Origin of the sequence: Klebsiella sp. R445 (assembly GCF_051131755.1) — a bacterium.
GTDB classification, from domain to species: domain Bacteria; phylum Pseudomonadota; class Gammaproteobacteria; order Enterobacterales; family Enterobacteriaceae; genus Klebsiella; species Klebsiella lignicola.
Map to the genome: position 1 here is coordinate 3,997,800 of NZ_CP180446.1, position 25,497 is coordinate 4,023,296.

The window sequence follows — 25,497 nt, forward strand, 5'->3', positions numbered from 1 at the left end:
CCTCTTTTTTATAGGCGTGTTCCCGCCGGGGTTGAGCCGGCGTCACTCAGACTTTTTTAATAAGAGTTACCAATAATTCACATGCAGGATACTTCGGTTTTACATTTGCTCAACCGATGAAGCAGGATTATCATTGCCTAAAAAAGGAGTCAAGAAATGGAAAAATGTCGATGCAGATCTGTGACTGGTCGCAAAGAACTGAATAAAAAACCAGCAACTGATTTGACCGAAACGCGGGTGAAAAAAACGTTGGGGTGAGGGCGAAAAGTGCACGATAAAACGGGCGGTGGGGAGCCGCCCGACGGATTACGCTTCGCTGAGGAACAGCTCCAGCAGCGAGTTTAAAAACAGCTTACCGTGCTCGGTTATCTGCCAGTAATGTGCATCTTCGGTCAGATAGCCCTGCGCGAGGGCGGCCTCGATTTGCGGGCGGATCGTGCTTTCATCCAGACCGGTATAGCGGCTGAATTCTTCGCGCGGCGCCGCTTCCAGCAGACGAAAACGGTTCATAAAGAACTCGAACGGCTTATCGCAGGCTTCCACATCATGCTGGCGTTCAAGGTAACGCCCCTCCATGTAGCCGCGCGGGTGGCGGGTTTTTGCCGTACGCAGAATTCGCCCGTCCGGGAAGGTGATTTTGCCGTGCGCGCCGCAGCCGATGCCAAGGTAGTCACCAAAGCGCCAGTAGTTCAGGTTGTGCTGACACTGATAGCCAGGTTTGGCGTAGGCCGAAGTTTCGTACTGCTGGTAGCCCGCAGCGCTCAGCAGAGCATGGCCCTGCTCGTAGATGTCCCACAGCGCGTCGTCATCCGGCAGCACCGGCGGACGGGAGCCGAACAGAGTATTTGGCTCAATGGTCAGCTGATACCAGGAGAGATGCGGCGGATCGAGTTCGATGGCCTGGCGCAGATCGTCCAGCGCCTCTTCCAGCGACTGATCCGGCAGGCCGTGCATCAGGTCGAGGTTAAAGCTGCGCAGCCCGAGGCCGCGGGCCAGGTGCGCCGCGCGTTTGGCCTCGTCAGGGCCATGAATACGGCCAAGGCGTTGCAGCTTAGGTTCACTAAAACTTTGTACCCCGATGGAGATGCGATTGACTCCCGCGCGCTGATACTCAACGAAGCGATCGGCCTCCACGGTGCCAGGGTTGGCCTCCATGGTGATCTCCGCATCGGCGGCCAGCGGCAGGCAGGCGCGTACACCGTCCAGCAAGGTTTGCATCGCCGGGCCAGAAAGCAGGCTCGGCGTACCGCCGCCGATGAAAATAGTGCCAATTTCACGTCCCTGAGCATAGGCGGCATCGGCCCGCAGGTCGCTCAGCAGATGCTGCACGTAATCGTCGTGCGGCACCTCGCCTTTCAGCGCGTGCGAGTTGAAGTCGCAGTACGGGCATTTCTGCACGCACCAGGGAATATGAATATACAGGCTCAGAGGCGGCAAATTAGCCATTACGTAATGCTTCCAGTAACAGTTTCAAGGCGCGTCCACGGTGGGAGATCGCGCTTTTTTCTTCACGGCTGAGTTCCGCTGCGGTTTTACCCTCAGACGGCACAAAGAAGATAGGGTCGTAGCCGAAGCCACCCTGGCCTGCCGCCTGACGGGTAATCACGCCAGGCCAGCTGCCGTGGCAGACGATCGGCGTCGGGTCAGCTGCATGTCGCATATAGACCAGCACGCAGTGGAACTGCGCCAGGCGCTTGTCGTCAGGGACGTCCTGCAGGGCATCCAGCAGCTTCTCCAGGTTCTGCTGGTCGCTGGCGTCTTCGCCGCTGTAACGTGCAGAGTAGATCCCCGGCGCGCCGCCCAGGGCATCGACCGCAATGCCGGAGTCGTCAGCAATCGCCGGTAAGCCGGTGACCTCAGCGGCATGGCGGGCTTTCAGAATCGCGTTTTCGATAAAGGTCAGCCCGGTTTCCTCAGCGGAATCCACGCCCAGCTCGGTTTGAGCGACGATATCCAGACCAAAATCTTCCAGCAGCGAGGCCAGCTCGCGGACCTTCCCGGCATTACCGGTGGCGAGAACAACTTTTTGCATCATTAATCCTGTTTATTCTGTCAGCGCCGCGACCGCGGTCGGGATCTGTTGCGGGTTGATGATTTTTATCTGTTTGTGGCGGCCAAGCTCTCCTTTTTCAAGAAGTACCTGGCTTTTCGCGACACGAAACTGTTTGGCGAGGAATTTAACCAGATGGGCGTTAGCCTGGCCATCAACGGGTGGTGCGGTAATGGCGACTTTGAGTTCGTCGCCATGTAACCCAACAATGCTATCACGGCTGGCCTTGGGCTGAATATACAGCCGTAACACCAGCCCGTCAGCGCAGAGTTCGACGGCACTCATAGCGCCATCCATAACCCCGGAAGCAGGACGTTGCCGGTTGCCTGCAGCAGTTCCGCGACGCCCATATTGGCCACGTACAGTAGCAGAACCAGTACCATTGGCGAGAAATCGATTCCGCCCATCGATGGCAACATTTTGCGAATCGGGCGCAGCAGCGGGTCAGCCAGCTGCATCAACACAAACTCAACCGGGCTGCGGCCCTGGCTTACCCAGCTCATGATCGCCATCAGCAGCAGCACCCAGAAAATCAGCAGGCCGATGGTTTTGAGCAGAATCAGCAGCGCGGAAATCCAGATAATCGGCTGGAAGGTGACCACCATAAACAGCACGATGGCTTTCACCACGCAGAGAATAAATGCGATCAGCAGCGATGAGCTGTCGATGGGACCCATGGCCGGGATAATGCGGCGCAGCGGCCCGACGACAGGTTGGGTGACCTTAACGATAAACTGCGAAAAGGGATTGTAAAAGTCGCAGCGTGCCCACTGCATCCAGACGCGTAGCAACATAATCATTGTGTAAAGCTCAATGACGGTTGCCAGCAGGAAAGTCAACGTCTTCATGGCGTTCCTCAGATTCCTTAATTATTGCTATAGTCGCGCGCACCGAAAATTGCGGTACCGATGCGCACCATGGTGCTTCCCGCCGCGATTGCGGCTTCCATATCGTCCGACATGCCCAGAGATAATGTATCGACCGTAGGGTATTGCGTTTTCAACCGCGCAAATGCTACCGCCATTTGTTGGGCCACGGCAAACTGCCTTACATATTCTGACTCTGGTGCCGGAATCGCCATCAGCCCGCGTAGCTGCAGGTTTGGCAGGGCGGCAATCTCTGCCGCCAGGGCATCCAGCGCGTCCGGAAGAATGCCAGATTTGCTCTGCTCGTCGCTAATGTTTATTTGAATCAATACGTTCAGCGGCGGTAGATGCGAAGGGCGCTGTTCACTTAGTCGCGTAGCGATTTTCAGACGATCGACGGTGTGGCACCAGTCAAAATGTTCCGCCACCAGACGACTTTTGTTGGACTGTAATGGCCCAATAAAGTGCCATTGCAGATGGCTGGCGCCGGCCTGCTGGAAGTGGCGAATTTTCTCCACCCCTTCCTGAACATAGTTTTCACCAAAAGCCACCTGGCCTGCTGCCATCGCCTCTTCAATCGCGCTCGCAGGTTTTGTTTTACTCACTGCAAGCAACACCACTTCTGCTGGATCGCGGCCGCAACGTGCGGCAGCGTCTGAGATTTTGTCCCGGACCTGTGCCAGGTTATGCGCAATATCGTTCATATTCCGAGGATGAGTTATGGAGCTGGAAGAAATCGTGGCCCTTAGTGTAAAGCATAACGTCTCCGATCTACACCTGTGCAATGCGTCACCCCCCCGCTGGCGGCGCCAGGGAAAACTGGAACCCGCGCCATTTCATACGCCGGATATCGTGCAGCTGCTTCATGAGCGGCTCAACGATAAGCAGCTCGCGTACTGGCAGGCTGACGGCCAGGTCGATTTTGCCTTAACACTGGCCGCCGGCCCACGGCTGCGCGCCAGCGCCTTTTGTCATACTCGTGGGGTATCGCTGGCGCTGCGCCTGCTGCCGGAAAGCTGTCCTCAGCTCCCCGCGCTCCGGGTTCCGGACGCGCTGACGGAGCTGCTGAATGAAGAGAGCGGTTTGATTCTGGTGACCGGCGCCACCGGCAGCGGAAAGTCCACCACCCTGGCAGCGATGGTTCATCATCTTAATCAGCAGCGTGATGGCCATATTCTGACCCTCGAAGATCCGGTGGAGTTTATACACCGCAGCGAGCGCTGCCTGGTGCAGCAACGTGAAATCGGACGTGACTGTCCCTCCTTTACTTCCGCTCTGCGGGTTGCACTGCGTCAGGACCCCGACGTTATTTTGTTGGGGGAGCTGCGCGACAGCGACACCATCCGTCTGGCACTGACTGCTGCAGAGACCGGCCATCTGGTGATGGCGACGCTGCATACCCGCGGTGCGGCGCAGGCTGTTGAGCGTCTGGTTGACGTTTTCCCGGCGCAGGAGAAAGAGCAGGTCCGCAGCCAGCTGGCGGGAAGCCTATGTGCCGTCCTCGCCCAGAAATTGTTACCTACTGTGTCAGGCGACAGAATTGCGCTATACGAGCTTTTGGTGAATACCCAGGCGGTAGCAAATTTGATCCGTGAAGGGAAAACACACCAACTGCCTGGCGTGATGCAAACCGGGCAGCAGGCCGGAATGCAGACTTTTACGCAAAGTTTTCAACAGCGTGTGGCATCCGGTTTGTTATAGGCGTTGGTTTATTATTCAGTTGTCATGCCAGTGGGGTGTTATCGCAATGTTTTATTAATGTTTGCGGCTATTGCAGTTGAATATTAATCAGCGTAAATGACCAGGCCAAATGAATGACGGTAGCCAGGCTCGTAGTGCATTGTTCTCTCATATTTAAGAAAAAAGTAAGATTATCTTTTGACACTTTTCGTAGGTTCGAATTATGCTGTTTGTGGGAATAGGACTTTTCCCATTAAATATTGTTTTAATTTGTAAATTTTTTAATTTTTTGTAATTTTAAGTTTAATTAACTTAACCGCCAAGATGGTGGGTTGCTTGCTAAGGAGAGTTTTAAGTGATTAATTTATCAGGTAATTATTCTGATTCTCGTCAGGTCGTCTTTATTACCCATCAGTCAATTCAGAGTAAGGCATTCGCCTCATATCTGACGGATTCATTGTCGGTTATGGTGACGATTCATAATATCAATAAGCCGCTAACTCAGCGTTTGCCGAAAGATGCTGTAATATTGTTTGATATTGCCGTGTCGAATAAAAAGCTGAATGGCCTGTGGCGGGATATTATTCGCTCTTATGCTGACAGCCCGCGTTTGCTGATTATCAACAGCGCGCAGAAATATGAACTCTATGAAATGGCGCAGTGGCCGGCACTGTACGGCGTCTTCCGCCATGACGATGATGAATCGCGCTTAATTGAGGGCGTTAAGGCCGTATTAAATGGCGAACAGACGGCTGAATTGAGCGTGATGCACCCGGCGATGTATGCCGCGGATCATGCATCGATCCCTGCGGAAAGCTCGCCGCTGACCGAGCGTGAGTGCGAAATTCTGAATGAGTTACGCTGTGGCGCCACCAATATGGACATTGCCCGGGCACTGTTTATCAGCGAAAACACCGTACGTACTCATCTGTACAACGTTTTCCGTAAGCTGAGCGTGAAAAACCGTACCCAGGCCGTCAGCTGGGCAAATGAAAATTTGCGTCACTAAGGTGTTCGAACGGTCAAAGGAAGCGATGGCGCCATGCGATATGCATAAGAAGGCGCCATCCGCCTTAGGGTGATTCAGAAACCCTGCTCGAAATAGCTTTCGAGAATAATCACCGCGGAAGCCGAATCAATACTGCCTTTGTTCAAAGCGCGGAATCCGCCGTGCTCGAAGAGCCCGGCACGGGCTTCCACGGTGCTCAGGCGCTCGTCGTGTAAGGTGATTTTGACCCCAAAACGGCCATGGATCTTATTGGCAAAATTGCGCGCCCGCGCGGTTAGTGGCTGCTCGGTACCGTCCATATTCAGCGGCAGGCCGACGATAACGGCTTCTGGCTGCCACTCTTTAAGCAGCTTTTCGATCAGGTTCCAGTCCGGCTTGCCGTCCTGCGCTTTGAGGGCCGGAAGAGGGCGGGCGGTCCCGGTAATTCGCTGACCGACGGCGACGCCGATGCTTTTGGTGCCGAAATCAAAACCCAGTAATGTTCCGCTCATTATGCGTGCCCCGCGACGCCAGACATCGTCACAATATCGATACCAATCAGCTTAGCCGCGTCACGCCAGCGGTCGGCGATAGGGGTTTTAAACAAAATATTCTGATCCGCCGGGGCCGTCAGCCAGGCATTATCCAGAATCTCCTGCTCCAGCTGTCCTTTCTCCCAGGAGGAATACCCGAGGGCGACCAGCACGTTGTCGGGCTGCTTGTCCGTACCGAGTGTCTCCAGTACGTCACGGGAAGTGGTAATCACCGTGTTATCGGAAATGCGAATGCTGGAGGAAAAATCAGACGGGGGTGAGTGCAGAATAAAACCGCGGTCTTCCGCCAGAGGGCCACCAAGCATCACCGGCTTATCCAGTCGAATATCCGGATTACGCGGCTCGGCGACAATCTTTAACTTCTCCAGAATGCCGTCAATCTGCAGATTTTCCAGCGGCTTATTGATGATAATCCCCATGGCGCCATCCTCGTTATACTCGCAGATATAGACCACGGAGCGGCGGAACATAGGATCCTGAAGAGCAGGCATGGCAATCAGAAAGTGATGCTGTAAATTCATTGTCAGAGGTTCTGTTCCTGGTTCAAAAAGCAGCATTTAGTATGCGGGTAAACCCTGGACCTGTCGATTCAACTTTATCTTTCAGGCGACAGATGCGTTGATTTCCTCGCTCGAACCGGTCACATAGTAAACTATGCTCCCGGTTTCTCGCTGCGTCATCGCCTTCCTGTCACCCGAAATCTTTCGTTGAATCCGGCTAAAGATGCGTAGATTGTTTCGCTCGGACCGGGATTCTCATGAGGGGCATTCTGCCCCTTTGTGTGGCCTGAACCCGCTTACTTGCTGAGGCGCATTTCGATAGCGTCCATCAGCATACCGGTGATGGAGATCGGAAATGCTGCTTCGATTTCACGCACGCAGGTCGGGCTGGTCACGTTAATTTCCGTCAGGCGATCGCCGATGATATCCAGGCCGACGAAAATCAAACCTTTGGCCTTCAGCGTCGGGCCGACGCGGCGGGCAATGGCCCAGTCGCTCTCGCTTAACGGACGCGCTTCACCGCGACCGCCGGCGGCCAGGTTGCCACGGGTTTCACCGCCCTGCGGGATACGTGCCAGGCAATAAGGAACCGGCTCGCCATCGACAACCAGCACGCGCTTATCGCCATCCTTGATCGCCGGCAGATAGTTCTGCGCCATGCAATAACGGCTACCCAGCTCAGTCAGCGTTTCCGCAATTACCGGCAGGTTAGGATCGCCCTCTTTCACGCGGAAAATGGAGGTGCCGCCCATCCCGTCCAGCGGTTTAAGAATAATATCGCCGTGTTTCTCCCAGAAGGCTTTCAACTGGGCTTTATTGCGGGTGACCAGAGTTTCTGGCGTCAGGTCGGCGAACCAGGCGGTAAACAGCTTCTCGTTACAATCGCGCAGGCTCTGCGGTTTGTTGACGATCAGCGTACCTTTATCTTCAGCGCGCTCCAGGATGTAGGTGGCATAAATAAACTCGGTATCGAACGGCGGATCCTTACGCATCAGAATCACGTCGAGGTCCGCCAGCGGCAGATCCTGCTCGCCGGTGAAGTCGTACCACTTATCGTAATTTTGCTCCACGCTCAGCGTACGTGTGCGTGCGCGTGCTTCACCGTTGATTAAGTACAGGTCGTTCATCTCCATATAATGGAGTTCATAGCCGCGACGCTGCGCTTCCAGCAACATGGCGAAGCTGGTGTCTTTCTTGATGTTGATGGTTGCGATGGGGTCCATCACGATGCCGAGCTTGATCATTGTTATTCTCCGTTAACGCTTCAACCTAAGTCGCCAAAACGCACCTGCAGGGCGGTGATGGCAGTAAGCGCAGTTGTCTCTGTACGCAGAACGCGCGGTCCCAACAGAATATCAGTAAACTGGTAGCGAGCGGTCATCGCGATCTCTTCCGCCGACAGACCGCCTTCCGGCCCAATCAGCAAACGAACTCGCTCGACCGGCAGCGGCAGCGTGTTAATACTGGCGCTGGCACGCGGGTGCAGGTTGAGCTTCAGGCTATCATCCTGCTCGGCACACCAGGCTTCCAGCTGCATCGCCGGGCGAATCTCCGGCACCACGTTGCGGCCGCTCTGCTCGCAGGCGGCAATGGCAATTTTCTGCCACTGTTGGATCTTTTTCTGCAAACGTTCGGCATCCAGTTTAACGCCGCAGCGTTCGGAAAACAGTGGCGTTATGAGGCTTACACCGAGTTCAATCGACTTTTGAATGGTGAATTCCATCTTTTCGCCGCGCGACATCACCTGGCCGAGGTGGATGTGCAGCGGTGACTCGCGGTCGTCGGTCTCAGCGCTGAGCACCTCAACCAACACGTTTTTTTTGCCCGCTTCGGCAATCACCGCGTTGAACACCTGATTACTGCCGTCGAAAAGCTGAATCTCCTGGCCTTTACCCATACGTAATACGCGACCAACGTGGTTGGCGGCATCTTCTGAAAGGGCGAGTTGGCTACCTACCGTAATCGGTTCCGGGTGGTGGATGCGAGGGATGCGCATGCTTGATATTCCGTTCTACGCGCAGGTTCACCGTTGCCGGAAGGCCGGGGGATGAACCTGCAAATTAACAATTGTCGCTAGTGTAGGTTAGCTCTTTTGCGCCTGGCAAGCTTGCTGGACATATGGATTGTGGTTGCCCTGGACTTTGGCGATACGTTCGTCGCGCTCGCACTCCCAGGAGCTCACCGGATACATCTTATCCCAGGCGGTAAACAGCTGGGTTTGCTGACGGGAGAGGGTCAGCTGATAGGTATCACGCATATAGAAGTAGGTGCGGGCGATCGCGCCGCGAGCGCGGGCAGGCGGCTCGGCGACTTTGTCTTTAAAATCGACTTTCATGGTGCACTGGCCGTACTGGCCTTCGCCGCCGTTCCACTGACCGTACATAAAGTTTGCGCGATCGCCGTTCACCTCACCGACCGCCGGCTGCAGGTTGTGCATATCGCTTTCTATTTTGCGATACACCGGGTCTTTGGCGCAGTTTTTACGTCCGCCATCCTGCCAGCACTGGCGCTGATGGCCAAACTGCCACGCGGGTACCACGTGCTCCCACTCAACCCGGCTGGCGCGGTTTTCATTTTTACGCACTTTATAGCCGCAAGATTCCAGATCGATAACGCCTTTTTTCCCCTGCCAGTTAATTTTACAGCCGCAGTAAAAATCACCGGGCACGTCGGCATTCACTTTCACACCGGCGGATTTGGCCTGGGAAAAACTGTTGATTCCTTCGGCCGCAACCTGGCCACTGAACGCCGCGGTCAATAACGCCGCGGCAATAACATCAATACGGGACATCGTAAACTCCGTGTCAAAACGAGCCCGCAACGTAGCGAATGCGATTGTCAGATGCAATCAGCTAGATCAGAAAATTTCCAGTTAATGCCGCCACATAGCAAAGTCCCGACGAGTAGGTGATGCCAACCCTCCCGCCTGACGGGTTTGCCAGTGTTACTCAGAAGGGGTCTGTTTGTCGGCGACCAGCAGATCGCCGCAGCGCACACAGCGGTAGGTTGCTTCGCCCCGCACCACACGGTTGTGGCGGCGCACGGTGAGCTGATGTTGCTGGCACTGACAGCGATAGGGGAAGGTGTTCTGGCGAACCGAGTCGAGTTCGAATCGGTGGGTGCGTTTGGCTTCGACGCCGAGCACGCTTTCCATCATCCATTTCCACTCTTTCCCGTGCGGCGCTACGCGGCCAAAGTGTTTCCACGTCAGCAGATGCGCCAGCTCATGAGGCACCACCTCGTCGATAAAGTCCTGCTGGTTTTCCAGTAGCAGCACCGGGTTGAGGCGAATTTCGTTTTTTTCCAGCCAGGCGGTGCCGGCGGAGGTACCACGCTGCTGATAGACCAGGGTTGGTTCCGGGTACTGGCGACCCAGTTTGAGGTTCGCCTGGGCAAGTTTTTCCCGCAGGCTGCGCATGACGGCCTGTTGAATAGCGATGGGGATGCGGGGTGTTTTCATAGCGCCAGAGGATAGTGCGCTGTGACGGGGAGAGCAAGGGAAAGACGCTTCCTCCCGGCATGGGAGGAAGCGTAGATGGTTAGTTGCGAGCGCCGATTTCGCGCAGCTTACGGCCACTCATCAGGTTACGCTCGATGTGCTCCAGCGAAACGCTTTTGGTTTCCGGGATAAGCCACAGTGTTACGAAAATAAACAGCACGTTCAGACCACCGTAAACCCAGAAGGTGTTCGCGCTGCCCAGCGAGTTAAGCATGGTCAGGAAGGTCGCCCCGACGATCATGTTGGCAATCCAGTTGGTCGCTGTTGAGCAGGTGATACCGAAATCGCGGCCTTTAAGCGGCTGAATTTCAGAGCACAGAACCCAGATCAGCGGACCGGCGCTCATGGCGAAGCCAACGATAAACATCAGCAGCATCAGTACGGAGAAGTACTGTGCAGCCGCAGAGTGAATCCCGATGTGCATCATTGAGCCCAGCACGCCCATACCGACGGCCATCACGATAAAGCCGAGGATCAGCGTTGGCTTACGGCCCCAGCGGTCAACCAGTCCGATGGCGATAAAGGTCGCCAGCACGTTGGTCAGACCGACAATCACGGTCCCCCACATCTGTTCGGTGGTGTTCGCATAGCCAGCCAGTTCAAAAATTTTCGGCGCGTAGTACATGATGACGTTCATACCGGTGAACTGTTGCATCACCTGCAGCAGAACACCAAGGAACACCGCGCGACGGAAGTTACTGTTTTCTTTAAATAACGCCCAGCCGGACTGTTTGATCTTCAGGCTTTCACGAATTTCATCCAGCTCGCGTTTGGCTTCGGCGCTGGTATCACGCAGACGCAACAGTACGCGTTCGGCATCTACAAAGCGGCGTTTGGCCGCAAACCAGCGCGGGCTGTCCGGCAGGAAAATCACGCCAACCAGCAGCAGGATCGCCGGGATGATAATGACGCCGAGCATCCAGCGCCATGCGCCGGTGTAGCTGAAGGCGGTATCCGACAGGTAGGCGCCGAGGATCCCGATGGTGATCATCAGCTGATACATCGAAATCATGCTGCCACGGATTTTTTCCGGAGCGATTTCAGACAGGTATAGCGGTGCGGTATACGAGGCGACACCAACGGCCAGGCCAAGCAGCACGCGGGAGATAAGCAGGACTTCCACGTTCGGCGCAGCTGCTGAGAACAGCGAGCCGGCAACGAACAGGATAGCGCCGATCATCAGGCTCTTTTTACGACCAAGGCGGAAGGAGAGCCAGCCGCTGCCCACGGCACCGACGGCGGCACCGAACATCATGGAACTCACCACCCATTCCTGAGTGTGAGCGCTTATCTGGAACTCGTTGGCAATAAAAGGTAAGGCGCCCGCAATGACGCCGATATCAAGGCCGAAAAGCAGGCCAGCCAGCGCGGCGAGGAAACAGACAAAGAACGTCATCGTTTTGTTCGAGCGCCCTTGTTTTTTGTTGTCAGGCATAACGCCCTCCAGTTGAGTTATTGATTCTGTCGATGGTTAGAGTAGGGGAGTCGATAACAAAAAAATGTGATGGCAATCACGGCTGTGTAAACGGTTACACAAGAGTAAAGAAATGTAATATGTTAAATATTATTTAATTCAAATAGATATGTGATTATAAAGCTAGCGCAAAAAAGCGGTAATCAGACAAAGCTGAAACATTATGCAACGCAGTGAAAAATTGTTTCACTAACCGATAAGTATGGGTAATGAGTGGCGGTTATGCTCATGTAATCGCTTTCATTTAGTGGCCGAAGGGAAAATAGCGCAGCGGCTGAAAACGGCACAGGGGGCTGAAAGGCGGGGAAAGGGCGCAATAAAAAGGCCAGCGCGAGGCTGGCCTGTTCAGCAGAAAGCAGCGGGATTATTTCAGACCGGCAGCTTCACGCAGCAGTGCGGCTTTGTCGGTTTTTTCCCATGGGAAATGTTCGCGACCAAAGTGACCGTATGCGGCGGTTTCTTTGTAGATCGGGTGCAGCAGGTCCAGCATCTGGATCAGGCCGTATGGACGCAGGTCGAAGAATTCACGCACCAGCAGCGTCAGCTGCTCAGAGGCGATTTTCTCGGTACCGAAGGTCTCTACCATGATGGACGTTGGTTCAGCCACACCGATGGCGTAGGAAACCTGAATCTCACAACGGTCAGCCAGGCCAGCAGCAACGATGTTTTTCGCCACATAGCGGGCTGCGTACGCCGCAGAACGGTCAACTTTAGAAGGATCTTTACCGGAGAACGCGCCGCCGCCGTGACGAGCCATGCCGCCGTAGGTATCCACGATAATTTTACGACCGGTCAGGCCGCAGTCGCCCATTGGGCCGCCGATAACAAAACGTCCGGTTGGATTGATGAAGAATTTGGTGGCGCTGCTCAGCCATTCGGTCGGCAGAACCGGCTTGATGATCTCTTCCATCACCGCTTCCTGCAGCGATTTCTGATCGATATCTTCGGCGTGCTGAGTCGACAGCACTACCGCGTCGATACCGACGATTTTGCCGTCATCGTACTGGAAGGTCACCTGGCTTTTCGCATCCGGACGCAGCCACGGCAGGGTGCCGTTTTTACGCACTTCAGCCTGACGCTGCACCAGACGGTGAGCATAGGTGATCGGCGCTGGCATCAGCACGTCGGTTTCGTTAGTGGCATAGCCAAACATCAGGCCCTGGTCACCGGCGCCTTGCTCCAGCGGATCGGCACGGTCAACGCCCTGGTTGATGTCCGGGGACTGTTTGCCGATGGCGCTCAGTACGGCACAGGAATTGGCATCAAAGCCCATATCGGAATGCACATAGCCAATTTCACGAACCGTATTACGGGTGATCTCTTCGATATCAACCCATGCGCTGGTGGTTATTTCACCACCAACCAGCACCATGCCAGTTTTGACATAAGTTTCACATGCGACGCGCGCTTTCGGATCCTGCTCGAGGATCGCATCTAACACTGCATCGGAGATTTGGTCAGCAATTTTGTCTGGATGCCCTTCTGATACGGACTCGGACGTAAATAGGTGTTTTGCCATGTTTTATTTTACCTGTGGAGTATTCGTGTAGCTCATACTGTTGTGTGGATTAGCTTCGGTGGATGATTCTACCAAAGCTTGCAGGTAGTGACACGAGCAGTCTGAGTGTTAATCAGTATAGACGGATTAACTTCTGGATGGCTATTTTAGGTCAGAACTTAATCCCATTTCCAGCCTTTTTTGATGTGTCTCGCATTTGTGAAAAAAGGCAGGTGGCAATTTTTCCTGCCAATCATCGGCATGCACATATTTTTATTTTGCTTTTTACCCCGCTTCTCGGTATAAAACGCCGCGCGCGGCTCATTAAAAAAGCGCACGAAAAGCATCTCGTGACGCCACTTCCAGCCGGGTTAAGCAGTCTGTATATACAGAACTCTGCGACAACGTGTTTTGGCGTTGTTGCGGTATGTCTAGCTTTGGCTTGTCGCTGGCCCGTATCGGGGCAGTGTGGAGGTGATACCAGATAATGAACCCACGTTTTTCACTTGATTCGTCGCGTCGTTCTGTCGCGCGTCAATTACCCGCAATCAGCATCTCTCTCATGCAAACCAGCCGATGTTCTTCCCGTCTCGGCGCTTCTCAGGATTCCAGGGCCGGCAGGCTATCTGAAAACTGAACAAGGGCTCTCTTGCTATAGCTATCGCAAGGGTTTTCTCGTGGTTTCTCCGGACTGTCATATAAGGTTCGGGTATGTGTTTTACTATGATATGAATAAGAAACCGGTCGCGCAGTCGCAAAACCAGCACTATCTGCTGGGGTTTAGGACTGTTCATGGGTTGTTATCGCGTCTTTGGACTGCGATAGTAGTTGACTGTTTTATACCCGTTGTCGGTCGTGCTGTCGGGCAGCCTGCCTGCGCCGCAACGCCGATAGGGTATACACTTTTTAGAGAATTCGAGGTTCGCGATGTCTGACGACATGTCTTTAGTTTCGCCTTCGTCAGCAGGCGAACACGGTGTACTACGTTCCATGCAGGAGGTTGCGATGAGCTCCCAGGAAGCCAGCAAAATGCTACGTACTTACAATATTGCCTGGTGGGGTAATAACTACTACGACGTTAACGAACTGGGCCATATCAGCGTTTGCCCGGATCCTGACGTCCCGGAAGCCCGCGTCGACCTTGCTGAATTAGTCAAAGCACGCGAAGCGCAGGGGCAGCGCCTGCCGGCACTGTTCTGCTTCCCACAGATTTTGCAGCACCGCCTGCGTTCGATTAACGCCGCCTTTAAGCGTGCGCGTGAATCCTATGGCTATAACGGCGACTACTTTCTGGTTTACCCGATCAAGGTTAACCAGCATCGCCGTGTCATTGAGTCGCTGATTCACTCCGGCGAGCCGCTGGGACTGGAAGCCGGTTCCAAAGCGGAGCTGATGGCGGTTCTGGCCCATGCGGGGATGACCCGTAGCGTGATCGTCTGTAACGGTTATAAAGACCGTGAATACATCCGCCTGGCGCTGGTGGGTGAAAAGATGGGCCACAAGGTCTATCTGGTCATCGAAAAAATGTCGGAAATCGCGATCGTGCTGGAAGAAGCCGCGCGCCTGAACGTCGTTCCGCGCCTGGGTGTGCGTGCACGTCTGGCGTCGCAGGGTTCCGGTAAATGGCAGTCTTCCGGCGGTGAAAAATCGAAGTTCGGCCTGGCTGCCACCCAGGTATTGCAGCTGGTTGAGATTCTGCGTGCCGCGGGGCATCTGGAAAGCCTGCAGTTGCTGCACTTCCACCTCGGCTCGCAGATGGCCAACATTCGCGATATCGCCACCGGCGTGCGCGAGTCGGCCCGCTTCTACGTCGAGCTGCATAAGCTGGGCGTGAATATTCAGTGCTTTGACGTCGGCGGCGGCCTTGGCGTTGACTACGAAGGGACCCGTTCGCAGTCCGACTGCTCGGTGAACTACGGCCTGAACGAATATGCCAACAACATTATCTGGGCGATTGGCGATGCCTGTGAAGAGAACGGTCTGCCGCACCCGACGGTGATTACCGAATCCGGGCGCGCGGTGACGGCGCACCACACCGTGCTGGTCTCCAACATCATCGGCGTTGAGCGCAACGAATACACCGAAGCGACCCCGCCGGCGCAGGACGCGGCGCGTCCGCTGCAGAGCATGTGGGAAACCTGGCAGGAGATGCACGAGACCGGCAACCGCCGCTCGCTGCGCGAATGGCTGCACGACAGCCAGATGGATCTGCACGATATTCACATTGGCTACTCGTCCGGCACCTTTAACCTGCAGGAACGCGCCTGGGCAGAGCAGCTGTATCTGAACATGTGCCATGAGGTTCAGAAGCAGCTCGACCCGAGCAACCGTGCGCATCGTCCGATTATCGACGAACTGCAGGAACGTATGGCGGATAAAATTTACGTCAACTTCTCGCTGTTCCAGTCGATGCCGGATGCCTGGGGTATCGATCAGCTGTTCCCGGTGATGCCGCTGGAAGGGCTGAACATGGTGCCTGAGCGCCGTGCGGTGCTGCTGGATATCACCTGCGACTCCGATGGTGCCATTGACCACTATGTGGATGGCGACGGCATTGCCACCACCATGCCGATGCCGGAGTACGACCCTGAGAACCCGCCGATGCTGGGCTTCTTTATGGTCGGTGCGTATCAGGAAATCCTCGGCAACATGCACAACCTGTTCGGTGATACCGAAGCGGTAGACGTGTTTGTGTTCCCTGACGGCAGCGTCGAAGTGGAGCTGTCCGACGAAGGGGATACCGTAGCGGATATGCTGCAATATGTGCAGCTGGATCCCAACACCCTGCTGACCCAGTTCCGCGACCAGGTGAAAAACTCCGGTCTGGACGAGGCGCTACAGGTGCAGTTCCTCGAAGAGTTCGAAGCTGGTCTTTACGGGTACACCTATCTGGAAGACGAATAATGTTTTACGGGCCCTCTCTGCAGTCGGGGGAGGGCACCCGGTCACACAACTGTGATGCCGACTTGAACCCGTACGCATTAACGGCGATAATTCGCACTAACAAGCAGTCCCCTATTCAAACCCTTCCTCGTCGGGCCTAACGACGCGGAGGGGTTTTTTTATATCTGTATAAACATACATCGACGGTAAAAAGAGGTCATTCTCATGAGCACCTTAGGTCATCAATACGATAACTCCCTGGTATCTAACGCGTTTGGTTTTCTGCGTCTGCCGCTGAACTTCCAGCCGTACGACAGCGACGCCGACTGGGTGATCACCGGCGTTCCTTTTGATGCGGCAACCTCCGGTCGTGCGGGCGGACGTCACGGTCCTGCGGCGATCCGTCAGGTGTCTACCAACCTCGCCTGGGAAGGCAACCGCTTCCCGTGGAACTTCGATATGCGCGAGCGTCTGAACGTGGTTGACTGCGGCGATCTGGTTTACGCCTTCGGCGATGCGCGCGACATGAGTGAACGTTTGCAGGCCCACGCTGAAAAACTGCTGGCAGCCGGTAAACGGATGCTCTCTTTCGGCGGCGACCACTTTGTCACCCTGCCGCTGCTGCGCGCTCACGCGAAGCACTTCGGCAAGATGGCGCTGGTGCACTTTGATGCGCACACCGACACCTACGCTAACGGCTGCGAATTTGACCATGGCACCATGTTCTTCACCGCGCCGAAAGAAGGCCTGATCGACCCGAACCACTCGGTGCAGATCGGCATTCGTACTGAGTTCGACAAAGATAACGGCTTTACCGTGCTCGACGCTTGCCAGGTCAACGATCGTTCCGTTGACGACATCATCGCGCAGGTGAAACAGATTGTTGGTGACATGCCGGTATATCTGACGTTTGATATCGACGCGCTGGATCCGGCGTTTGCTCCGGGAACCGGTACGCCGGTGATTGGCGGGCTGACCTCAGACCGCGCGATCAAACTGGTGCGCGGCCTGAAGGATCTGAATATCGTCGGGATGGACGTGGTGGAAGTTGCGCCGTCTTACGATCAGTCTGAGATCACTGCTCTGGCCGCGGCGACGCTGGCGCTGGAGATGCTGTACATTCAGGCGGCGAAAAAAGGCGAATAAGCCTCAGACCCGCACGGCTGCTGCGCGACGCATGCGCAGCAGCAACACTCCTCCGGCAAGCAGCGTTATCACCTGCGAGGCCACCAGCACCGAAAACCCTGAACTTACCGATCCCACCGACTTCATCACCATCCCCATCAGCAGCGGAATAAACGCCGCGCAGAGATTACCAATCCCATTAATAATACCGTAGGCACTGCCCACCGCCTGTGGCGATGCATGATGCTGAACCACCGCCGGGATCGCCGCGCCCTGCAGCCCCCAGAAGATATTGGCCGACAGCATAAACAGCGCCAGCATGGCCGGCTGCTGGCTGAGCATCAGCGCCAGCACCGAACCGGCGGTGAGAAAGCCGCCAACCACAAACAGCAGCGGCGCCTGCTCCGGGCGCATTTTATCGAGCAGCACGCCGCCGAGAAATTTCGACCCGAGGCTGAGCAAAAAAGGGATTGCGGCCAGAAACCCGGTGGCCTGAAGGGAAAAGTGGTGCTCATCGCGCAGCCAGGCCGGCAGCCAGGCGCTGCTGCCCCACAGGTAGCTGAGGGTGGCAATTTCAACCAGCAGGATCCAGCCGAGTAGCGGCGTACGCCACGCCAACAGAAACGTCTGGCGAAAGCCGGGGCTGACGGCGTTCGCCCTGGCGGCCGGGGCGGGTAAAAAGCGCCACACCACGCCGCCACCGAGCAGCAGGTTCAGTAGCGCCAGGCTGTAAAACGATCCCATCCACCCCTGGTGTTCCACCAGAAAGGTGATCAGCGGAAAGCCCAGCGCCAGCCCCAAAGAGACGCCCAGGGCGGTGACGGCATTCGGTTTGCCGATGGCCTCGGCGGCGAAGTTGTCGCTGATAAAGCGCGTTTTGAGTGAAAACAGTGGGCCTTCCGCTATTCCGAGGATCAGCCGGGCGATCAGCATCCCCATCAGCGAACCCAGCAGCGGCGAGATGGCGCAAATCAGCGCCCACAGGGTAATACTGCCTAATAACCCCTGACGGTAATTAAGTTTACTTTCTATAACCGGCGTTAATAACAGTGCCGAAAATCCATAACCCAGAAGAAAGCAGGTCATCAGCATTCCCTGTAACATTCTGTTATCATTTAACTGAAAGTGAGCGGCGAAATCGGGGTTGAGAATCATCACCGAGATATTTACCCGGTCCACGTAAGAAATGATTATTAGCACCAGAAGTGCGATTGTTCCCTGCCATCTTGCGGTCATTTTTATTTTTCTCTCTTGATCAACGATAACGCGATGTGGTTATTTTTAAATCTCAGTGATAGTTGCCAGGTGAAAATGGTTCATAGGTGAAACTCGTTGTTTTAATTGGTTAAATTTACAGTTTGTTTCACCAGTGAAACTTTATCACTCGTCCTTCTTATTATTTTTAATGGCCATATTGAAAAGAAGTCAATCGCCATTTACGAAAATATCATCAACCGATTAAATTATTTCTTCCCGCCATTTTAAATATCACAATTTCATATTACAGCGATTTTTCGTGATCAATTGCACACTTAGCTCATTAAAGCATGTTTGATTAACAAATCTTTCACATTGCCGCTTGACGAAATGTTGAACGCTTTTATATTGACCGTATTAAATAAGAAACAGAGTTTCATATATGAAACAAAAGCCTGGAGGATCGTGATGAGCTGGATAGGCGTATGTGACGCAGAGCAAGTACAGGAAGATTTCCCTTTTAGCGGCAACATCGACGGTAAAGAGATCGGTATTTATCTGATTGAGGGTCAGTACTACGCACTGGAGGACGTCTGTCCCCATGCCTATGCGCTGTTAAGCCAGGGTTTTGTCGAAGATGGCAAGGTTGAATGCCCGTTGCATGAAGCGGTGTTCGACGTAAAAACCGGCCAGTGTCTGCATGGTCCGGGTGGCCGTAACCTCAATCGTTACCCGGTGCGGGTATTCGACAATCAGATCCAGATTACGTTTATCGAGGAGAGTGTGGCATGAGCGAAACCCTGAACTTCAACCCGGCGCTGCCGGAAAGCCGCCAGTTTACACCGCCTGCAGAAGGCGGGAACGGCAACATTCATAAGCCGGGCGACTATCACAACCTTATCTGGCAAACCCGTAGCCGCGTCCCGGAAAACTGGGAGCTGCAGCTTATCGCCACCCTCGAAACGCTGTTCGAGCAGGGCGCGGAAAGCCTGAGCCAGCTGGTCAATGGGCTGAACGCCCTGAAAATGCACGACCAGCAGGGTGAACCCTGGAGCGAAGCCAGCTTCCAGGCCTTTTTACAGGTCAACGGATACTGAGGAAACGGCGATGACGACAACGGTACAGAACTATCTCGATAAAGGGTTACGCGGCCTGTGGTATCCGGTGCTGGCGAGCTGGGAAGTGCAATCCGCCCCGGTGGGGATTACCCGTCTTGGCGAACAAATTGTGGTGTGGCGTAACAAAGACGGTCAGCTGCAGGCGCTGGAAGACCGCTGCCCGCATCGCGGTGCCCGCCTGTCGATGGGCTGGAACCTCGGCGATCGGATTGCCTGCTGGTATCACGGGGTGGAAGTGGCCGGCAACGGCGAAGTGAAAGATGTGCCGGCAGTCGATAAATGCCCGCTGGTGGGCCAGCAGTGCGTACGTAGCTACAGCGTCCAGGAAGCGCACGGGGCGATTTTCCTGTGGTTTGGCGCCACCGCCGACCAGCAGCCCGAGGAACTGACCTTCCCGCAGGAGCTGGCCGACAGCGATAAGTACAGCAACTTCCTCTGCACCGCAGCCTGGAAATGCAACTATCAGTACGCGCTGGAAAACGTGATGGACCCGATGCACGGCACCTATCTGCACTCCTCATCGCACTCGATGGCGGAAGGTGAGCGTAAAGCCGAAATGGTCCTCCAGCCGACGCAAACCGGTTTTATCTTTGAGAAGAAAGGCCAAAGCGGCGTCAACTTTGACTGGGTCGAACTGGGCAACAGCGGCGCCTACTGGATGCGCTTATCGATCCCTTACAAAAAGCGTTTTGGGCCGGGCGGTCACTTCTGGATCGTCGGCATGGTGGTGCCGGAAGACAACGACAACTGCCGGGTCTTTTTCTGGCGTATTCGCGGCGTGCAGGGCTGGCAGCGCGATCTGTGGCGCTTTATGTACCGCAACCGCCTGGAAAAACTGCACTGGGAAGTCCTGGAGCAGGATCGCGTGGTACTGGAGAGCCTGGCGCCGAACGCCCGCGATCACGAATATCTCTATCAGCATGACGTTGGCCTTTCCCGCCTGCGCCGGATGATGCAAAAAGCGGCGAAAGAGCAGCTGGCCGCCCGCGAAGCGCCGCAGGGAGCTGCCTGATGAACGGGCTGTTAACCGGCAAGCGCATTGTGATTACCGGTGCGGCGCGCGGGCTGGGTTTCCATTTTGCCCAGGCCTGTGCCGAACAGGGTGCTGAGGTCGTGATGTGCGACATCCTGCAAGGTGAGCTGGCGGAAAGCGCCCATCGTCTGCGCGAGCAGGGCTACCGTATCGAATCGCAAACCATTGATCTGGCGGATGCTCAGGCGATTACGCAGGCATTTCAGGCGATCGGCGAGCGGGGAAAGATCGACGGTCTGGTGAATAATGCGGCGATGGCCACCGGCGTCGGCGGCAAAGATATGATCGACTACGATCCCGATCTGTGGGATCGGGTGATGTCGGTGAACGTCAAGGGCACCTGGCTGGTGACCCGGGCGGCGGTGCCGCTGCTGCGGGAAGGTGCCGGGATTGTCAATGTCGCTTCCGACACCGCGCTATGGGGCGCGCCGCGGCTGATGGCCTACGTTGCCAGCAAAGGCGCGGTGATTGCCATGACCCGTTCCATGGCCCGTGAACTGGGCGAAAAGCGCATTCGTATCAACGCAATCGCCCCAGGGCTGACCCGGGTTGAAGCCACGGAATATGTCCCGGCAGAACGCCACCAGCTCTATGAAAACGGGCGCGCCCTGAGCGGCGCCCAGCAGCCGGAAGACGTCACCGGCAGCGTGGTGTGGTTGTTGAGCGACCTGTCGCGGTTTGTCACCGGGCAACTGATTCCGGTCAACGGCGGATTTGTTTTTAACTAATGAGGCGAAGCGGTATGGCAAACGATCAGGAAGTGAAATACCTGGTGCCGGGACTGGAGCGGGGATTACAGCTGCTGCTGGCATTTGGCGAACAACATCGCGATCTGACCTTTGCCGAGCTGCATCGGCTGGTGGATATGCCGAAAGCGACCGCTTATCGCGTGGTGCAGACGCTGGAGTATATGGGGTTTCTGGAACGCAACCCGCGCACCAATACCTTCTCGCTGGGGATGAACGTGCTGCGCCTTGGCTTTGAATATATCGCTTCATTGGATGTGGCGCAGGTCGGCCAGCCGGTGATCGAACAGCTGCGTGATACCAGTCAATGCAGCAGCCACCTGGCGATCCGCGACGGACGAGACATCATTTATATCGCCCGCGTCAGCGCCGCTGGTTCCCGCATCAACCAGGTCAGCATCGGCACCCGTCTGCCGGTTCACTGCACCTCGCTTGGCCGTATGCTGCTGACCGATATTTCACGCGGTGACTTCGAACAGCTGTTTCCTGACGAGCGGCTGCCGGGTAACGCGCCGGGGCAAATTAACGACCGCGAAGCGCTGTGGCAGATGGTGCAGCAGGACAAAGCGCGCGGCTACGTAATTGGCGAATCCTTCTACCGCCACGGTATCTCCTCCATCGTCTACCCGGTCTACGATCGTAGCGGGCGGGTGGCGGCGGTGGTCAGTATCCTGGTGCCGTCGGATGAGATCCCGCAAAGCGATCGCGAACGGCTGCAAAACGACGTCAGCATGGCGGCGGACAAAATTTCTGGCTTCTTAGGGCACTTGTCACAGGCCAGCTAAATCAACGAGTTAACGGCAGGCGCTTGAGTGCGTCGGGCATGTTTTACGCCCAAATCAGGGCGACTGAACGGTAAAGAGGCAACGAACGATGAGTGTAACCGGAATTGAAAAGCTGGAATTTGGCGTTGATGACCTGACCCACAGCGCCAAATTTATGCGTGATTTTGGCCTGAAGGGTGATGCCAGCGGCCAACGTTTTACCACCCTGAGCGGCGCCCGGGTAGAACTCAACCCGATCGATAGCCCGGACCTGCCTGCGGCTTTTGAAGCAGGCAACACCTTGCGCCGGATGACCTGGGCGGTGGCGGATCGGACGGCGCTGGATGCGCTGCGACCGAAGCTGGCGCAGCAGCCGGCGTTTCGTGAGGTTGACGGCGCCCTCGAGTGCCAGGACCCGAACGGCATGACGCTGCGCGTGCAGGTCACGCAACAAACCGCGGTGGAACTCAACGTCGAGGCGATCAACCAGTGGGGCGATATCCGCCGCATTGACACACCCAGCCCGGTCTACGATCGCGCACAGCCGATCAACGTCGGGCATGTGGTGTTCTTTGTTGAAGAGCTGGCGGCGGTCGAAAGCTTCTATCGTGACGTGCTGGGATTTCAGGTATCTGACCGTTACATCAACCGCGCGGTGTTCCTGCGCTGCGGCGCGCGCGGCGGCCATCACAACCTCTTTTTATTACAGCTTCCCAACCGCAAGCGTGGCCTGAACCATGTAGCCTTTACCGTGCGCGATATTCACGAAGTGATCGGCGGCGGCATTGCGATGAACAAAAACGCGTGGAGCACCTTTATCGGTCCAGGCCGCCACCCGGTCTCTTCTGCCTATTTCTGGTACGTCAACAGCCCGACCGGCGGGGCGTTTGAGTACTACACCAACGATGATTTCCTGACCGAGAAGTGGCAGCCGCGCGAGCTTGAACACTCGCTGGTCTCCTTTACCGAATGGGCGGTAGAAGGGGGAATCGACCACGACACCCGCCGTCAGCAGAAAAAGCCGGAGGCGGTATGACCGCGCGGATCGTGATTATCGGTGGCGGCCAGGCGGGCGGCTGGGCGGCAAAAACCCTGCGCGATGAAGGCTTTGACGGCGAGATTTGCGTGGTGGCCGAAGAGGCGTGGGATTTCTACGAGCGCCCGCCGCTGTCAAAAACGGCGTTGCTGGAGGCCGACGCGCCGCTGCCGCGCCTGTTCAGTGAAGAGGCGCAGCAGGCGCTGAATCTCAGTTGGTATCGCCCGCTGCGCGCCGACGCCATCGACCGCGAAGGCAAGACGGTGCGCCTGAGCAACGGAGAATCGCTGGGCTACGACAGGCTGCTGATCGCCACCGGCGGCCGGGCGCGTCTGCCGGGTGACGCCTGGGCGCAGCATCCGCAGGTGTACACCTTGCGCCACTGGCAGGATGCCCAGCGCCTGAAGCAACGGCTGGCTACCACCTCGCGGCTGGCGATTGTCGGCGGCGGCTGGATAGGGCTGGAGATTGCCGCATCGGCACGGAAAAGCGGCGTGGCGGTGACCCTGTTTGAACAGCAACCGTTGCTGTGTATGCGCTCGGTAAGCGCGGATGTTTCGCAGGAGCTTGAACGTCTTCATCGCGAGCAGGGCGTTGATATTCGACGCGGCTGCGGGGCGCTGGAGCTGGAAGATGATCATGGCCTTCCGGTGATCAACTGCGACGGACAACGCGAAGCCTTTGATACGGTGGTGGTGGGGATCGGCGTGGATCTTAACCTCGAGCTGGCGCAGGCGGCGGGGCTGACGGTGGATCGCGGGATCGTGGTCAACGCGCAGGGGCAAACGTCCGATCCGGCGATCTTCGCCGCCGGCGACGTCGCCCGGCATCACCAGTACGGCGTGTGTATTCAGTCGTGGGCCTTCGCGCAGAATCAGGCGGTGGCGACCGCCAGAGCAATGCTCGATCCGCAGGCGGCCGGTTATGACGAGGCGCCGTGGCTGTGGTCGGATCAATACGCCTGCAATATCCAAATCCTCGGCATCCCGCAGCCCGGCTGCCGGGCGGTGGTACGCCTGGAACCGCGAGGACCGCTGTTCTTCTCGCTCGATGCCCACGGTCGCCTGGCTCAACTGGTGGCGTTTAACGACGCGCGCACCGTCAAGCTGGCGAAACGCTGGATGGCTGCGGGGCGGGATCTGTCCGCCGTACCGCTCGATGACCTGACCTTTTCGCTGATGTCGCTGCGATAAGACACGCGCACCCTTAAGGGGGAGAGATGACCACATTAGAGACAAACGCCGCGCCGGTTGAGGCAAGCGGTGAGGGCGTCTGTACGCCTGAAAAAGCGGTCCGCTGGGCAATTCCGCTGTCGCTGCTGGCCTGCGTGCTGCTGGCGTTCTTCGACAAAATCAGCATCGCCGCGCTGTTTTCCGATAGCCATTTCCAGCAGGCGATGGGGATGGAGTTTGACACCACGCGGCTCGGCATTCTGATGAGCGCCTTTTTGCTGAGCTACGGCTTCTCCTCGGTGCTGCTCAGCGGCCTGGGCGACCGCATTGCGCCGCTGCGTCTGCTGACCGGCATGATGGTGGTGTGGTGCATCTTAATGGTGATGATGGGCTTTACCCATAACTACACCGCCATGGTCACGCTGCGTATCCTGCTGGGGATCGCGGAAGGGCCGTTGTTCCCGCTGGCGTTCGCCGTTGTCCGCCACACTTTCCCGCAGCGGCTACAGGCGAGGGCCACCATGCTGTGGCTGCTCGGCACGCCGATCGGGGCGGCGATTGGTTTCCCGCTCTCCATTTGGCTGCTGAACACCTTCGGCTGGCAGAGCACCTTCTTTGTGATGGCGATGCTGACGCTGCCGGTGCTGATCTCTGTGCGTGTTGGTCTGCGCGGGGTCCAGCTGGAGAGCAAAACGACCACGGAGAAAGTGTCGCAGGAAGCCCGGCGCGCCGCCCGCCGCGAGCTGTTTGTTAGCCCGCACTTCTGGATGATCTGCGTCTTTAACATCGCCTTCCTGGCCTATCTGTGGGGCATTAACGGCTGGCTGCCGGGCTATCTGGTTAAAGGTAAGGGCATCCATCTGGAGCATGCCGGCTGGCTGTCGTCGATGCCGTTTATCGCCATGCTGCTGGGCGAAGTGATTGGTGCCTGGCTCTCCGATCGTCTCGATAAACGCGCTGCCGCCTGCTTTATTTCGCTGGCCGGGGCGGCGGTTGGTCTGGCGGCGGTGATGCATCTCCACACCCCGCTGACGGTGATTGCGGCCATGAGTTTTAGCACCTTTATGTGGGGCACCGGTGCACCCAACATCTTCGCCCTGCTGGCTAAGGCGACCCATCCGCGGGTCAGCGCCACCGCCGGGGGCATTTTCAACGGGCTGGGAAACTTTGCCGGTGCCTTGTCGCCGGCGGTGATGGGGGCGCTCATCGCCTTCACTCACAGTATGGATTCCGGAATGATTTTTCTGGCGGTGATGGCGGCGGTGGGCTGCGTCCTGTTACTGCCGCTGCTGAGACGTTACTGAGGATAAAACG

The 25,497-nt window shown here is 56.4% G+C and carries 27 protein-coding genes and 1 pseudogene; 14 read left to right on the top strand and 14 right to left on the bottom strand.

Features of this window, described 5'->3' with window-relative positions; genetic code table 11:
* Positions 1–306: 306 nt before the first annotated feature.
* From hemW to ACMYSN_RS18810, 5 genes are read right to left on the bottom strand one after another with little or no spacing between them, the layout of a single operon-like run.
* Complete coding sequence (gene hemW / locus ACMYSN_RS18790) at positions 307–1,446, bottom strand: coproporphyrinogen-III oxidase family protein (RefSeq protein ID WP_462495767.1); 1,140 nt, start codon at positions 1,444–1,446, stop codon at positions 307–309.
* Positions 1,439–2,032, bottom strand: coding sequence for a non-canonical purine NTP pyrophosphatase (locus ACMYSN_RS18795; RefSeq protein WP_462498288.1), 594 nt, complete (start codon positions 2,030–2,032; stop codon positions 1,439–1,441). The genes hemW and ACMYSN_RS18795 overlap by 8 nt, the downstream gene beginning before the upstream one ends.
* A gap of 12 nt (positions 2,033–2,044) precedes the next feature.
* Positions 2,045–2,335, bottom strand: coding sequence for a DUF167 family protein YggU (gene yggU / locus ACMYSN_RS18800; protein WP_123756503.1), 291 nt, complete (start codon positions 2,333–2,335; stop codon positions 2,045–2,047).
* Positions 2,332–2,898 (bottom strand): YggT family protein, encoded by a 567-nt coding sequence (locus ACMYSN_RS18805; protein ID WP_462495768.1) that lies wholly within the window; start codon positions 2,896–2,898, stop codon positions 2,332–2,334. Before ACMYSN_RS18805 ends, yggU begins: the two co-directional genes overlap by 4 nt.
* A gap of 17 nt (positions 2,899–2,915) precedes the next feature.
* Positions 2,916–3,620, bottom strand: a complete 705-nt coding sequence (locus ACMYSN_RS18810) for a pyridoxal phosphate-binding protein (protein WP_462495769.1) — start codon at positions 3,618–3,620, stop codon at positions 2,916–2,918.
* Between the two features lie 16 nt (positions 3,621–3,636).
* On the opposite strand from ACMYSN_RS18810, the gene ACMYSN_RS18815 reads away from it, so the two are divergent.
* Positions 3,637–4,617 (top strand): type IV pilus twitching motility protein PilT, encoded by a 981-nt coding sequence (locus tag ACMYSN_RS18815; protein ID WP_462495770.1) that lies wholly within the window; start codon positions 3,637–3,639, stop codon positions 4,615–4,617.
* Positions 4,618–4,951: 334 nt separating this feature from the next.
* Positions 4,952–5,605, top strand: coding sequence for a LuxR C-terminal-related transcriptional regulator (locus tag ACMYSN_RS18820; RefSeq protein ID WP_462495771.1), 654 nt, complete (start codon positions 4,952–4,954; stop codon positions 5,603–5,605).
* Positions 5,606–5,679: 74 nt separating this feature from the next.
* Here the strand turns inward: ACMYSN_RS18820 and ruvX are convergent, their stop codons facing one another.
* The 8 genes from ruvX to metK form a co-directional block, all read right to left on the bottom strand.
* Complete coding sequence (gene ruvX, locus ACMYSN_RS18825; RefSeq protein ID WP_123756508.1) at positions 5,680–6,096, bottom strand: Holliday junction resolvase RuvX; 417 nt, start codon at positions 6,094–6,096, stop codon at positions 5,680–5,682.
* On the bottom strand, positions 6,096–6,659 hold the full coding sequence (locus ACMYSN_RS18830) for a YqgE/AlgH family protein (RefSeq protein WP_123756509.1): 564 nt from the start codon (positions 6,657–6,659) through the stop codon (positions 6,096–6,098). The genes ruvX and ACMYSN_RS18830 overlap by 1 nt, the downstream gene beginning before the upstream one ends.
* Positions 6,660–6,934: 275 nt before the next feature.
* Positions 6,935–7,882, bottom strand: a complete 948-nt coding sequence (gshB, locus tag ACMYSN_RS18835) for a glutathione synthase (RefSeq protein ID WP_462495772.1) — start codon at positions 7,880–7,882, stop codon at positions 6,935–6,937.
* Between the two features lie 20 nt (positions 7,883–7,902).
* Positions 7,903–8,634 (bottom strand): 16S rRNA (uracil(1498)-N(3))-methyltransferase, encoded by a 732-nt coding sequence (gene rsmE / locus ACMYSN_RS18840; RefSeq protein WP_123756511.1) that lies wholly within the window; start codon positions 8,632–8,634, stop codon positions 7,903–7,905.
* Between the two features lie 87 nt (positions 8,635–8,721).
* On the bottom strand, positions 8,722–9,429 hold the full coding sequence (gene endA / locus ACMYSN_RS18845; protein WP_462495773.1) for an endonuclease I family protein: 708 nt from the start codon (positions 9,427–9,429) through the stop codon (positions 8,722–8,724).
* 153 nt (positions 9,430–9,582) lie between these two features.
* Positions 9,583–10,098, bottom strand: coding sequence for a SprT family zinc-dependent metalloprotease (locus tag ACMYSN_RS18850; RefSeq protein WP_123756513.1), 516 nt, complete (start codon positions 10,096–10,098; stop codon positions 9,583–9,585).
* A gap of 79 nt (positions 10,099–10,177) precedes the next feature.
* The gene (locus ACMYSN_RS18855; protein WP_123756514.1) at positions 10,178–11,572 is read right to left on the bottom strand and encodes a sugar porter family MFS transporter; all 1,395 of its coding nucleotides are present in this window, start codon (positions 11,570–11,572) and stop codon (positions 10,178–10,180) included.
* Between the two features lie 403 nt (positions 11,573–11,975).
* The gene (gene metK, locus ACMYSN_RS18860; protein WP_041147193.1) at positions 11,976–13,130 is read right to left on the bottom strand and encodes a methionine adenosyltransferase; all 1,155 of its coding nucleotides are present in this window, start codon (positions 13,128–13,130) and stop codon (positions 11,976–11,978) included.
* A gap of 466 nt (positions 13,131–13,596) precedes the next feature.
* Between metK and ACMYSN_RS18865 the strand changes: the two genes are divergently transcribed.
* The 4 genes and pseudogenes from ACMYSN_RS18865 to speB all read left to right on the top strand — a co-directional run bounded on the left by ACMYSN_RS18865 (position 13,597) and on the right by speB (position 17,138).
* Positions 13,597–13,746: a hypothetical protein gene (locus tag ACMYSN_RS18865; protein WP_419144743.1), complete on the top strand. Its 150-nt coding sequence runs from the start codon at positions 13,597–13,599 to the stop codon at positions 13,744–13,746.
* Between the two features lie 91 nt (positions 13,747–13,837).
* Positions 13,838–13,948: pseudogene (gene yqgB / locus ACMYSN_RS18870) on the top strand (acid stress response protein YqgB); the annotation flags it as partial.
* Between the two features lie 88 nt (positions 13,949–14,036).
* Positions 14,037–16,013 (top strand): biosynthetic arginine decarboxylase, encoded by a 1,977-nt coding sequence (gene speA, locus ACMYSN_RS18875; protein WP_123756515.1) that lies wholly within the window; start codon positions 14,037–14,039, stop codon positions 16,011–16,013.
* A gap of 204 nt (positions 16,014–16,217) precedes the next feature.
* On the top strand, positions 16,218–17,138 hold the full coding sequence (gene speB / locus ACMYSN_RS18880) for an agmatinase (protein WP_434583116.1): 921 nt from the start codon (positions 16,218–16,220) through the stop codon (positions 17,136–17,138).
* 3 nt (positions 17,139–17,141) lie between these two features.
* Here the strand turns inward: speB and ACMYSN_RS18885 are convergent, their stop codons facing one another.
* Entirely contained in the window at positions 17,142–18,353 is a 1,212-nt protein-coding gene (locus ACMYSN_RS18885; protein ID WP_462495774.1) for an MFS transporter, read from the bottom strand.
* Between the two features lie 429 nt (positions 18,354–18,782).
* Between ACMYSN_RS18885 and ACMYSN_RS18890 the strand changes: the two genes are divergently transcribed.
* The 8 genes from ACMYSN_RS18890 (at position 18,783) to ACMYSN_RS18925 (ending at position 25,487) form a co-directional block, all read left to right on the top strand.
* Positions 18,783–19,106 carry a Rieske (2Fe-2S) protein gene (locus ACMYSN_RS18890; protein ID WP_462495775.1) on the top strand — a complete coding sequence of 108 codons (324 nt, stop codon included), beginning with the start codon at positions 18,783–18,785 and terminating at the stop codon, positions 19,104–19,106.
* Positions 19,103–19,411, top strand: coding sequence for a recombinase-like helix-turn-helix domain-containing protein (locus ACMYSN_RS18895; protein ID WP_123756519.1), 309 nt, complete (start codon positions 19,103–19,105; stop codon positions 19,409–19,411). The genes ACMYSN_RS18890 and ACMYSN_RS18895 overlap by 4 nt, the downstream gene beginning before the upstream one ends.
* Positions 19,412–19,421: 10 nt before the next feature.
* Entirely contained in the window at positions 19,422–20,444 is a 1,023-nt protein-coding gene (locus ACMYSN_RS18900; RefSeq protein WP_462495776.1) for a Rieske 2Fe-2S domain-containing protein, read from the top strand.
* Positions 20,444–21,193, top strand: coding sequence for an SDR family oxidoreductase (locus ACMYSN_RS18905; protein WP_462495777.1), 750 nt, complete (start codon positions 20,444–20,446; stop codon positions 21,191–21,193). The genes ACMYSN_RS18900 and ACMYSN_RS18905 overlap by 1 nt, the downstream gene beginning before the upstream one ends.
* Positions 21,194–21,207: 14 nt before the next feature.
* Positions 21,208–21,996, top strand: a complete 789-nt coding sequence (locus ACMYSN_RS18910; RefSeq protein ID WP_462495778.1) for an IclR family transcriptional regulator — start codon at positions 21,208–21,210, stop codon at positions 21,994–21,996.
* An 88-nt stretch (positions 21,997–22,084) separates the two neighbouring features.
* Positions 22,085–23,011 (top strand): VOC family protein, encoded by a 927-nt coding sequence (locus ACMYSN_RS18915; protein ID WP_462495779.1) that lies wholly within the window; start codon positions 22,085–22,087, stop codon positions 23,009–23,011.
* Positions 23,008–24,204, top strand: coding sequence for an NAD(P)/FAD-dependent oxidoreductase (locus ACMYSN_RS18920; protein WP_462495780.1), 1,197 nt, complete (start codon positions 23,008–23,010; stop codon positions 24,202–24,204). The genes ACMYSN_RS18915 and ACMYSN_RS18920 overlap by 4 nt, the downstream gene beginning before the upstream one ends.
* A 26-nt stretch (positions 24,205–24,230) precedes the next feature.
* Positions 24,231–25,487 carry an MFS transporter gene (locus ACMYSN_RS18925; RefSeq protein WP_462495781.1) on the top strand — a complete coding sequence of 419 codons (1,257 nt, stop codon included), beginning with the start codon at positions 24,231–24,233 and terminating at the stop codon, positions 25,485–25,487.
* Positions 25,488–25,497 lie beyond the last annotated feature (10 nt).